The sequence below is a fragment of the Carboxylicivirga longa genome (assembly GCF_050589825.1).
GTDB classification, from domain to species: domain Bacteria; phylum Bacteroidota; class Bacteroidia; order Bacteroidales; family Marinilabiliaceae; genus Carboxylicivirga; species Carboxylicivirga longa.
Genome location: NZ_JBNGOZ010000005.1, coordinates 237191 through 248074 on the forward strand (window position 1 = coordinate 237191; position 10884 = coordinate 248074).

The 10884-nt window shown below is 43.0% G+C and carries 9 protein-coding genes; 8 read left to right on the forward strand and 1 reads right to left on the reverse strand.

Features of this window, described 5'->3' with window-relative positions; all coding sequences use genetic code 11:
- Window positions 1-32: 32 nt before the first annotated feature.
- From pstS to phoR, 7 genes are all read left to right on the forward strand, one after another.
- On the forward strand, window positions 33-1100 hold the full coding sequence (gene pstS / locus ACRD7A_RS06490; RefSeq protein ID WP_430810321.1) for a phosphate ABC transporter substrate-binding protein PstS: 1068 nt from the start codon (window positions 33-35) through the stop codon (window positions 1098-1100).
- An 82-nt stretch (window positions 1101-1182) separates the two neighbouring features.
- Window positions 1183-2034, forward strand: a complete 852-nt coding sequence (gene pstC, locus ACRD7A_RS06495) for a phosphate ABC transporter permease subunit PstC (protein ID WP_430810322.1) — start codon at window positions 1183-1185, stop codon at window positions 2032-2034.
- Between the two features lie 14 nt (window positions 2035-2048).
- A complete protein-coding gene (pstA, locus tag ACRD7A_RS06500; protein ID WP_430810323.1) occupies window positions 2049-2936 on the forward strand; it encodes a phosphate ABC transporter permease PstA in 888 nt (295 codons plus the stop codon).
- Window positions 2937-2949: 13 nt separating this feature from the next.
- Window positions 2950-3735, forward strand: coding sequence for a phosphate ABC transporter ATP-binding protein PstB (gene pstB, locus ACRD7A_RS06505; protein WP_430810324.1), 786 nt, complete (start codon window positions 2950-2952; stop codon window positions 3733-3735).
- A 107-nt stretch (window positions 3736-3842) separates the two neighbouring features.
- Window positions 3843-4523, forward strand: a complete 681-nt coding sequence (locus ACRD7A_RS06510) for a phosphate signaling complex PhoU family protein (RefSeq protein WP_430810325.1) — start codon at window positions 3843-3845, stop codon at window positions 4521-4523.
- 45 nt (window positions 4524-4568) lie between these two features.
- Window positions 4569-5252, forward strand: a complete 684-nt coding sequence (phoB, locus tag ACRD7A_RS06515; RefSeq protein ID WP_430810326.1) for a two-component system response regulator PhoB — start codon at window positions 4569-4571, stop codon at window positions 5250-5252.
- Between the two features lie 19 nt (window positions 5253-5271).
- Window positions 5272-7056, forward strand: a complete 1785-nt coding sequence (phoR, locus tag ACRD7A_RS06520) for a two-component system sensor histidine kinase PhoR (RefSeq protein WP_489672203.1) — start codon at window positions 5272-5274, stop codon at window positions 7054-7056.
- Window positions 7057-7207: 151 nt separating this feature from the next.
- Here the strand turns inward: phoR and ACRD7A_RS06525 are convergent, their stop codons facing one another.
- Window positions 7208-9271, reverse strand: coding sequence for a S9 family peptidase (locus ACRD7A_RS06525; protein ID WP_430810328.1), 2064 nt, complete (start codon window positions 9269-9271; stop codon window positions 7208-7210).
- Between the two features lie 165 nt (window positions 9272-9436).
- On the opposite strand from ACRD7A_RS06525, the gene ACRD7A_RS06530 reads away from it, so the two are divergent.
- Window positions 9437-10312: a DMT family transporter gene (locus tag ACRD7A_RS06530; RefSeq protein ID WP_430810329.1), complete on the forward strand. Its 876-nt coding sequence runs from the start codon at window positions 9437-9439 to the stop codon at window positions 10310-10312.
- Window positions 10313-10884 lie beyond the last annotated feature (572 nt).

A 10884-nucleotide genomic window follows, 5' to 3' on the forward strand; every position in this document is an offset into this window, starting at 1 on the left:
GTTTTATATGACAATTGTAAAAAAATAAGACAATGAAAAAATTATTAACCATTCTCTTGATCGGTGCCGTAATGGGCGCATGTCAGACAGGCAATAAAAAAGGAGCAGATAACAAGGCATCCGATTCAGTTAGTATTGCAGCGGCTGGAGCAACCTTCCCAATGCCTTATTATAATATGATTATTAAAGATTACATTGGCAAAACCGGTACTTTGGTAACCTATGGCGGTATTGGTTCGGGCGGTGGCATCAAAAGCCTAAAAGACAAGGTAGTTGATTTTGGTGCGACTGACGCCTTCTTATCCGATGCTAAAATGGCCGATATGCCTGCAGAAATAGTGCATATTCCCACTTGTTTAGGCGCTGTTGTTATTGCTTATAATCTGGAGGGTGTAGAAGGACTTAAACTGACGAGTGAATTGCTGGAAGGCATTTTTATGGGAAAGATTACCAATTGGAACGATAGCCTTATTAAAGCTAATAACCCAGGCGTAAACCTCCCTGATTTGGCCATCACCTTCGTGCACCGTTCGGATGGTAGCGGTACCACTTATATTTTCAGCGATTATATGAGTAAGATAAGTGCAGCTTGGGCCGATCAGGTGGGAACAGGTAAATCCTTACAATGGCCAGTGGGCATGGGTGCCAAAGGTAATCCGGGTGTAACCGGCACCATTAAATCTACAGTGGGTGCCATTGGTTACGTAGGTAGCGAGTATGCTTTTGCCCAAAAATTGCCGGTGGCCTTACTGCAAAATCAAAGTGGTAATTACATCGAGCCTTCCATTGCGTCAATCAGTGCAGCAGCTCAGGGCGCCTTGCCTGCCGATACACGTGCCATGCTAACCAATTCGGACGATGCCAATGCTTATCCAATCTGTGGTTTTACTTGGTTAATACTTTACAAAGAGCAGGCTTATGGTGGACGAAGTAAAGCCCAGGCCCAGGCAACACTTGAGTTTTTAGATTGGGTAGTGAGTGCTGATGCACAGGGCGTGGCTGAAAAAGTTAACTACGCACCACTTCCCGCTAAAGCAGTGAATCAGGCAAAATCAATATTACGCTCAGTTACCTTCAATGGCGAAGCTTTATTGAAGTAAGGACCTACCGGAGTAAAAACATAAGCTATTGGAATAAGATGCCCTCAGGGTCTTATTCCTGTAGCTTACAACAACAGAGATAATGAAGTCCGATACGATAACCAAATACGTATTATTAGTTTCATCAATTGTTATTTTATTGGTTTCGGCCGGTATGGTTTTTTCGCTGATTGGCGATGCGTTGCCGGTTTTTGAGAAATTTGGTTGGCGGTTTATCACATCAAGCGAATGGAATCCCACTGAAGGCAGAGAAAATTACGGAGCCTTGCCTTTTATTGCAGGTACCTTAAGTACCTCTATTTTGGCACTCATCATTTGCCTGCCCATGGCCTTTGCCACTGCCCTGTTTTTAGCCGAGTATTTTAAAAAATCATCCCTTTCAACCATCATTGGCTCCATGGTCGATTTATTGGCAGGTGTACCGTCTATTGTTTATGGCTTGTGGGGATTTTACACCCTGCGTCCTTTCATTGTTTCGCTGGGGCTCGATGCGCAGGGCTATGGTATTTTTACCGCAGGCCTGATTCTGGCCATCATGATTATTCCCTATGCTACCTCGCTGAGCGCCGAAATTATTTCCATGGTGCCCAACGAGCTTAAGGAGGCGGCTTATTCTTTAGGAGCCACCCGTATGGAAGTCATCTTTAGTGTGGTACTGCCCAATGCCCGTTCGGGTATTGTTGCCAGTTTCATCCTGGCCTTTGGCCGGGCTTTAGGCGAAACCATGGCGGTTACCATGCTCATCGGAAATGCCAATATCATACCTACCGGACTATTTAGCACCGGCAACAGTATGGCCAGTGTCATTGCCAATCAGTTTGGCGAAGCTGATGGTTTAAAATTGAGTGCCTTAATAGCCATTGGTCTTTTATTATTTGCAATAACAGGTATTGTAAATGCCATTGGTAAACTGGTTATTAAAAAATTGTCTTAATTGATTATAATAACATGGAAAGCGAAATAAGGGCAGTAGATTACAGCGCCAAAAGCACTTACCGTAATATTAAAGATAAACTATTTTTATGGGGAGTGATTGTTGTATCCATCATTACTATTTCCCCCATTGTGCTCATTATTGGGCAATTAGTATTTAAGGGTTTTAAGCAGATTAATTTCTCTTTTTTCACAGAAGTAACACCCAGTACCTACGAAGCCATGACGGCCATTGCCAATGGTGAATTAATTCCGGGAGGTATCGTTAATGGTATTACCGGCACCCTGCTGATTGTTGCCATTGCCGCCTTAATAGCCATTCCTGTGGGTATTTTAATTGGCTTGTTCTTATATGAAAATAAGGGTAAAATATATGCCAACCTTATTCGTAACCTTTCGGATATACTGCAGGGTGTTCCCTCTATTGTTTTGGGTCTGATTGCTTATTTGTGGGTGGTAAAGGGGGTTACCCAAGGTTATTCGGCCCTGGCAGGGAGCGTGGCTTTAGCCATTATGATGTTACCTCTGATTATTCGCTCAACAGAAGAAACTATGCTGATGCTACCCGGTTCGTTAAAAGAAGCCGGATTAGCTTTGGGGGTGCCGTATTATAAAGTGATTCTGCGGGTTTTGATACCTTCTGGTTTGAGTGGTTTGTCCACGGGCATTTTACTGGCCATATCGCGCATCCTGGGCGAAACGGCGCCACTTTTGTTAACCACGCTGGGTAACCCTATGATTAACTGGAATCCGGCAGAGCCAACAAGTGCTGTTCCGCTGCTGATATGGGATTTTTATAACGACCCTAACATGGCAGATTTAATCTGGAGCTCTTCCCTCTTTTTGATGGGCTTTGTATTAACCCTGAATATTATTGCAAAGCGAATTGCAGCTAAACACTAAGGAAATTATAATTATGAATAATAATATAGACATTGTTAATAACCCGGTTCTTTCCATCAAAGACTTGTCCATCGCCTATAATAAGGCCGATAAATACGCTGTGAAGGACATTAATGTGACCATTAAAAAAAATGCCATCACGGCTATTATGGGACCATCAGGTTGTGGTAAAAGTACCTTGTTGCGCGCCATTAATCGGATGCACGAGCTGTATCCGGATATTAAAACGGTGGGTGATATTTATCTGAACGAGGAAAATATCATGAAGATGTCCACCATTCATTTAAGGCGTAATATCGGTATGGTTTTTCAGCGGCCTAACCCTTTTCCAACCATGAGTATTTATGATAATGTATTGGCAGGCTACAAGTTAAATGGCATTCGGCTTAAAAAGACTGAACGCGATGATATTGTGGAACGTTCCTTATCCAATGTGGCTCTGTGGGACGAGGTGAAGGATGCCTTGCATAAAAAAGGAACCTTTTTATCCGGCGGTCAGCAGCAGCGCTTGTGTATTGCCCGTTCCCTGGCTTTTCAGCCGGAGGTAATATTATTGGATGAGCCAACGTCGGCATTGGACCCCATTGCCACATCCAAAATAGAAGATTTGCTGGTTGAGCTTAAGAAAAACTATACCATTGTGATGGTTACCCATAATATGGCGCAGGCAGCGCGTATTTCCGAGTATTCCATGTTTATGTATTTGGGCGATTTGGTTGAATATGGTAAAACAAAGATGATGTTTACTAATCCGCGCGTCCGCAAAACGGAGGAATATCTGACCGGAAAATTTGGTTGATGAATAGGCTTATCCAGAATGGAGGTTTAATTATATCTCCAAAAATCTATGCGAAATCAACTTTTAACGATTAAGTACACCCTTAAAACCCTCAAAAATAATTGAGTATGTTACAAAAAGACAAGGCCCTAAAAAAGATAGATAAAGACTTTAAAAGCTACGCTGATTTAATGATGCAGCAGTTAACTGCACTGGAAAGGTTGGTGCAAACTGGGTATGAAAAGTTTGATGAAGAAATTAAGCAAATAGAGGCCACCGAGCAAAAGCTGGATATCTACGAGGTGCAGATTAGTGAAAAGATTATAAATGCCATCGTATTGCATCATCCGGTAGCTTCTGAATTACGTAACCTGATGGCCTGTTACCGCATTGTTATTAACATGGAACGTATTGGTGACCTGGTGAAGGATGTGGCCCGCTTTATTCAGAAAATTGAGGATTCTAAGTTGTATGGTGACCTGTCGGACTTCATTTTTAACATGATTACCGCTAGCAATAGCATGGTTGAAAAATCACTCTTGTCATTTATTAACAAGGACCGGGAGGCAGCTCTATGGACCATTAAAAACGATGAGGTGATTGATGAAATCTATAAGAAGATGTTGAAAAAGGGTATTAAAAAAACCAGTTTGCAGGATGAAGCGCGTGAGATGCTGGTGAACCTGATCAATTTCAAGAGTATTATCTCAAAAATTGAGCGCATTGGCGATCATGCCTGCCACATTGCCGAAGCCTCCATTTTTGCGCAGGACGGTAGAGATATCCGGCATCAAAACATGATGGAGTAAACAAGAGTTGGTATTTCCTTGTATATTCGTGTAAACTTTAATCGCATGAATGAAAGTAAGAAACGAATATTAATTATCGATGACGAGGAGGACCTTTGCGAAATATTGCAATTTAATCTCGAAAGCGAGGGCTACGAAACAGATATCGCATACTCAGCGGAGGAAGCGTTGAAAAAGGACTTGAAAGCATTCGATCTTTTATTAGTGGATGTGATGATGGGAAAAATGTCGGGTTTTAAGTTGGTTGATGTCATCCGTAAAGAGTTAAGACTCACGGTGCCCGTTATTTATCTGACAGCGCGGGGTGCAGAAAACGATGTACTGACGGGTTTTAACCTGGGAGCCGATGATTATATAACCAAGCCCTACTCGCTTAAGGAGTTGATTGCCCGCGTTAAAGTGGTACTGCGGCGTAATACTACCATTCAAGAGAAGAGTCGCATTATTGAACTTAAAGGCTTGGTTTTAGACCTTGACCGTAAAGGCCTGGCCATCGATGGAGAGCAGGTACCCTTGACTCGTAAGGAATATGAGATATTAAAATTATTTTTTGAACATCAATCCAGAGTATTTTCACGCGATGAAATTCTGCAGCTAATATGGGGCGATGATGTAATAGTGGCCGACCGAACCGTTGATGTAAATATAACCCGGCTTCGAAAGAAGTTGAAACATTATGGTGAGTATTTAAAGAACAGGCCCGGTCTTGGTTATTTTTTTGAAGTATAATCATTAATAATAGCGTGTTATGTTTTCTAAAGTCAGTTATAAACGTAGGTTGTTTATTTACTTTTTTTCTGTTTTTTCGGTCTTATTAGTATCGTTTTTGTTATTTCAGTACAAGCGCGAAAAACAGTTTAGAACTATGCAGCTCGAGAATACACTCGATGGTATAACGGATCTGACCAGCCGCTTTATTGAGCATAACAGCATTCTTGAGACTAAAAATTATGCGCTGCTGGATTCTTTAATGCAGATTGTGCCTACCCGGGATACCCGCATTACCCTAATCAATAGCGAGGGTCAGGTTCTGTACGATAACTTTGTAAAAAATTTAGAAGGTCTCGAAAATCATTTGCAGCGTCCCGAAATTCAACGGGCTAAATTTTCAAAATCCAATACAGGTTCCAACATCAGGCATTCGGCTTCAACCAATCAGAATTTTTTTTACTATGCACATAATTATGGAGCCTATTACATCCGGGCAGCCGAAGTGTACGACGAGGCGATTCAAAGCTTTTTAAAGGCCGATCATGCCTTTCTGATATTTATCGCCTTTGTATTTGTGGTTGCATTCGTTGTGTTATCCTTTGTAACTAGCAAGTTGAGCGAGAGTATTACCAAGTTGAAAGATTTTGCTATTAACCTTCAACAAAATAAAGGTGTCAACAGTAATATTCAATTTCCAAGCAACGAATTAGGTGTGATAGGTGATCAAATTGTCTCGATGTATAAAAATCTGGATGAGGCTAAGACCGCATTAAGCACAGAAAAAGAAAAGCTGATTAAGCATTTATTTGTATTGCGCGAAGGCGTCGGGTTTTTCTCTGCCGATAAAAAGGCATTGTTAACCAACAGTCACTTTGTACAATATCTCAATTTGATTGCCGAGCAGGCGTCCATCAACCCCGAACATCTATTTGAAATCAAAGAATTAAAGTCCTTACATAAGTTTATCACCAAGTTTGTGGATAAAAATACCGATGAAATCAACGCCAATAACCTGCCCCAAATGAGTGATACGCTCTTTAAAAATGGATACTACTTCGATATTAAGTGTATCGTTTTTCCGGATAAAAGTTTTGAGGTATATATTAATGATATAACCAAGTTGGAAACCCGCAAGTTATTGAAGCAGCAGATGACCTCCAATATTTCGCACGAGTTGAAGACGCCCACGACGTCCATTTTTGGTTACCTCGAAACCATCTTGAGTAATGCGGATCTACCGGCAGATAAGAAGGATTACTTTATCCAAAAGGCCTATGCACAAACACAACGACTGACTGAGTTGTTGGAGGACATTTCGGTGCTCAACAAAATTGAAGAAGCAGTGTCTAATTTTCAGTTTGAAGCCATTGCTATCAGACAGGTGGTGGATGAAGTACTGGATAATAATCAGGAGCGGATTGATAAAATTAATGCCCGTTTAAAGGTTGGCATCGATGATGCTGTGGTGGTCAAAGGCGATCGCTCTCTTCTCGAGTCAATCTTTGAGAATTTGGTGGGCAATTCCCTGAACTATGCAGGCGATAATATTACCATCGATATTACTATGTATCACCAGGATGAGGAGTTCTATTATTTTTCGGTTGCCGATAATGGTATCGGTATTCCGGAAGAGCATCTGGCACGCATCTTTGAGCGATTTTACCGTGTTGATGCCGGGCGCTCGCGTAAGTCTGGCGGTACCGGATTAGGATTAGCCATTGTGAAGCATGCCGTTAACTTGCACAAGGGGGAGGTGTCTGTTAAAAATGCCCCCAAGGGTGGTGCCGCATTTTTCTTTAGCCTGCCTAAGTCGGTTTCCTGATTATCGCTTGCTTTCATAAGCAGGGATACATACAATCTTTACATAATAAAAACGCTGTGACTTTTTTTCGGAGCCACAGCGTTTTTGTTATTTTCTATTGAGGATCAGGGTATTTAAGATCTGATTCGTCACTAAAAGCAACAGCGTATTGTTAGTACTCCCAGTCTAATCCGTACTGATCGCTGATGTCCAGCGGTGGCATGGGGCCGTCAAGGTCTTTAAGGTCTTTCACATACCAATCCATCCACGCTATCTGACGGTATAACACATCGATGCGACCTACTTGTTTGCGGTTGCCATGCCCTTCGCCAGGATATTGCACCAGGCGCACGGCAGGGTGTCTATTCATTTTCATACGGCGGTATAATTCAAGGCTTTGCGAGGGATGGATGCGTGGGTCGGCGGCTCCGCCATAGATGAGGGTGGCTGTTTTACTTTTATGAGCATGGTAAACCGGGCTGCGCTTTAAATTCATTTCCCATTGCTTCTCCAGCGGGTCGCCGCTGTGCACATACAGTTCTTCGTAGGCGATATCTGTAGTTCCTTTTTTACTAATCACATTGGTGATGCCCACAAATACCGCGGCTGCCCTGATATAATCGGTGTAATAGGTGGCAAACCAGGCGGATGCGTAGCCGCCATAGGAGCCACCGGCCATGCCCACACGGTCTTTATCAGCACCGTAATTTTCTACCAGGTAGTCAATGCCATCGGCCAGGTCATCAAACTCCTTACCGGCCGGGTCTTTAAAGCCCTGCATGGCAAAGTCGACGCCATAGCCCGTGCTGGCCCTATAGTTAAAGTAAGCAACCAGGTAGCCTTTGCCCGCCATCACTTGCCCGGGCGTTGAGTAGCCGCTGAGCCAGCCATTGCTATGGTGCGATTCCGGTCCGCCATGCACGTAAACAATTAAGGGATATCTTTTACCCTCCTGGTAGTCTACGGGCTTAATTAAAAGACCTTCGATGCGCATACCGTCGCGGGCACTGAATTTAATTATTTCTTGCTTGCCCAGCTTCGTCTGGGCCAATTGTGGGTTCAGGCTGCTTATTTTAACCGGGGCAGATTGCCCATCCCAATGGTAAATATTTGATTGATCGCGGGGCGTACTTCCGCTGAAGGCAAAGGAATCAAAGCCGGCTGAATAGACAGGAGCGCTGAATATTATGCCCTCTTTGGCCGCATCTAGCATCAGCTTTCTCTTTTCGTTTTTAATTGAAGTAGTAAAGAGTTTTGGATATACGCCTTCATGGGCAAGGTAGGCGATTTCTTTATTATTCTTCCAGGCGCACCAGCTGATATGTCCCCTGTAGTTACTAGGCGTAAGGTTGGAGGTTTCGCCATTGGCAAGGCTTACTTTGTACAGCTGACTAACAGCATGGTCGTTAATATTTAAGGCGCCGGTGTAGGCCAGGTGCTTGCCATCAGGACTGAAGCAGTAATTGCCCAGCTTACCTACGTTATTGAGTACCCGCTTACGCTTACCTGCTTCCAGGTCATACACATGTATTTTTCGGAACATATAGCGCTGATCGATAAGCTTCTGATCCGTTGCAGAATAAGCCAGCTGTTTGCCCTTCTGGTCAAAATTGAAGTCCCACACATTCCCTGTTTCTGTTAACTGATGTATAGCAGTTTGCATGAAGGCCTCATCCAGTTCAATCAGGAAGAGCCTATCGTTCTTTATGTTTTCCTCAAAAGTTATAAAGTCATAGCCCCGCTTCTTCAGTTCCTTCTCTTTGTCGGAAGAAGGTGTGGAGGAAAGGTAAGCAAAACCTTTGCCATTGGGATGCCACTGAAAGGTGTTAACGCCGTTTTCCTGATGGGTGACCTGTATGGCTTCGTCGCTATTTTCGGCAAGGACAAATATCTGATAGTGGCCTTTAGTTCTCTTTTTGAAAGCCAGATGCTTACCGTTGGGGCTCCAATGTGGAGCCCTTCCCTTAAGCTGATCACTAAATAGGGCCTTGCTTTGTCGGGTACTTACATCCATCACCCTGTATTCAGCATGCGAACCACCCGGTGCTTCGTTGGGTGTGCGGGGCTTGTAGACAGTATAAAGCAGTTGTTTGCCATCGGGGTGCATTTGCACGGTTCTGGCCCTTTGCAGCTGCAGCAGCTCAGCAGGCGATAACACGTTTTGTGCCTGCATGCCATAATTGGAGATGAAAATAATGAGCGCCAGCAAGAAAGTGGCATTATTAATTCGTTGCATAATTGTGGAATTTGAATTTGCTTAAAGATAAAAAGAATGTGACTGATTGGTTGGATATTGATCAGTATTTGTGCTGTGGTATATGTGCAAGGCACTGTTGTACAGTTTTTCAAAGGCCTTCCTTTTGCTTCGTTAAAAATGCTAGTTTTGTAAAAAAATATTAAAATGCCTTGGGAAAAAAGATGGTTTCAGTTCGCCGTGCTGCTATTACTGGGTTTGGTTTGGGGGAGTTCGTTTATCCTAATGAAGATCGGTCTGAAAAGTTTTACCAATATACAAGTGGCTACGCTGCGCATGGGTTTCGCTTCTATGTTTTTGTTGCCCTGGGCCCTTCGATACATCCGGACTCTAAAGCGGCCTGACGTACTGCCGCTTATTATTGCCGGCTTTGTGGGTAATTTTATACCGGCCTTTCTCTTTACCACGGCTCAAACACGCATCGATAGCTCGCTGGCAGGTATGCTTAACTCTTTAACACCCGTTTTCACTTTGCTGCTCAGTGTGTTGGTTTTTCGTATAAAAAGCCGGCTTAGCCAGTTTATTGGCATTGGTATGGGTTTGTTGGGTGCATTGGGCTTAATTGTATCGGGCGAGGATGTGGCGCTGAGTAACCTTAATGCTTATGCTTTTTTTGTGGTGGCTGCCACAATTTGCTATGCCGTTAATATTAACGTAGTGAAAGCCTATCTTACGCACCTCAGTGGAATACGGATTACCGCCCTGTCCTTCTTCTTTTTTGGTCCTTTGGCTGCCGTCATTTTTTTCAGCACCGATATTCAAGCTGCCACACTGAATGCCCATTGGCAGCTTCACCTGGGAGCCATGATTTTGCTCGGACTTGTGGGTACGGCAAGCGCCATGCTGCTGATGAATACGCTCATAAAATACAGCTCGCCGGTGTTTGCCTCCTCCGTAACCTATGTGATTCCAATCTTTGCCATTATGTGGGGATTGTTAGATGGTGAGCAGGTTACCGCTTATCACCTACTGTTTATGGGTGTTGTGCTGTTCGGCGTGTACTTGATTAACCGGGGGAAGTAAGGTGCAGACGGAGATTTCATGGCGTTTTCTTATTTCTAACATTATAAACTACTCTATACGCCTTAAGGGCGTCTGATATTGGCATTCTTTTTTTAGTAGCCAGATGAAAATATTGTTGTTCTATGAAACGGCTCTCTATTACACAGCACTGGTAAAGAACTGTTCGGTCGGTACTTAATTAATAGTGTGCTTTTACAACTACCTACTCGTCATGCGAATAATTATAAGTATCATAACAAAGCCCTGCCATAAGATTATCCGTCCTTAAGGCAGGGCTTTTTTTGACTCAATACTATATCGACAAATCGTGAGTTGAATTATTTAAGTCGGCATGACGAATACTTTATTTTTTGCGCCTTGCAAATCAGTCCCACTACTCATCTCTTCTAATACTTACTTGGCTGGAACGTTATTTAAAGTTTTGGTGAATTCCATTTAACCTTCAGGTAACATTCCGTGAGTTCTTTTGCAGCGATTAATAAATCGAATGGAAACATAAACCCAAAAACATGATGTTACAATGTGAAGAGAGTGATTGATGATGGAGTAAGCGTTTATTAAAACCAAAAGCA

Coding starts and splice junctions, on each gene's coding strand:
- pstS (WP_430810321.1), top strand. CDS start 33: ATGAAAAAATTATTAACCATTCTCTTGATCGGTGCCGTAATGGGCGCA.
- pstC (WP_430810322.1), top strand. CDS start 1,183: ATGAAGTCCGATACGATAACCAAATACGTATTATTAGTTTCATCAATT.
- pstA (WP_430810323.1), top strand. CDS start 2,049: ATGGAAAGCGAAATAAGGGCAGTAGATTACAGCGCCAAAAGCACTTAC.
- pstB (WP_430810324.1), top strand. CDS start 2,950: ATGAATAATAATATAGACATTGTTAATAACCCGGTTCTTTCCATCAAA.
- ACRD7A_RS06510 (WP_430810325.1), top strand. CDS start 3,843: ATGTTACAAAAAGACAAGGCCCTAAAAAAGATAGATAAAGACTTTAAA.
- phoB (WP_430810326.1), top strand. CDS start 4,569: ATGAATGAAAGTAAGAAACGAATATTAATTATCGATGACGAGGAGGAC.
- phoR (WP_489672203.1), top strand. CDS start 5,272: ATGTTTTCTAAAGTCAGTTATAAACGTAGGTTGTTTATTTACTTTTTT.
- ACRD7A_RS06525 (WP_430810328.1), bottom strand. CDS start 9,271: ATGCAACGAATTAATAATGCCACTTTCTTGCTGGCGCTCATTATTTTC.
- ACRD7A_RS06530 (WP_430810329.1), top strand. CDS start 9,437: ATGCCTTGGGAAAAAAGATGGTTTCAGTTCGCCGTGCTGCTATTACTG.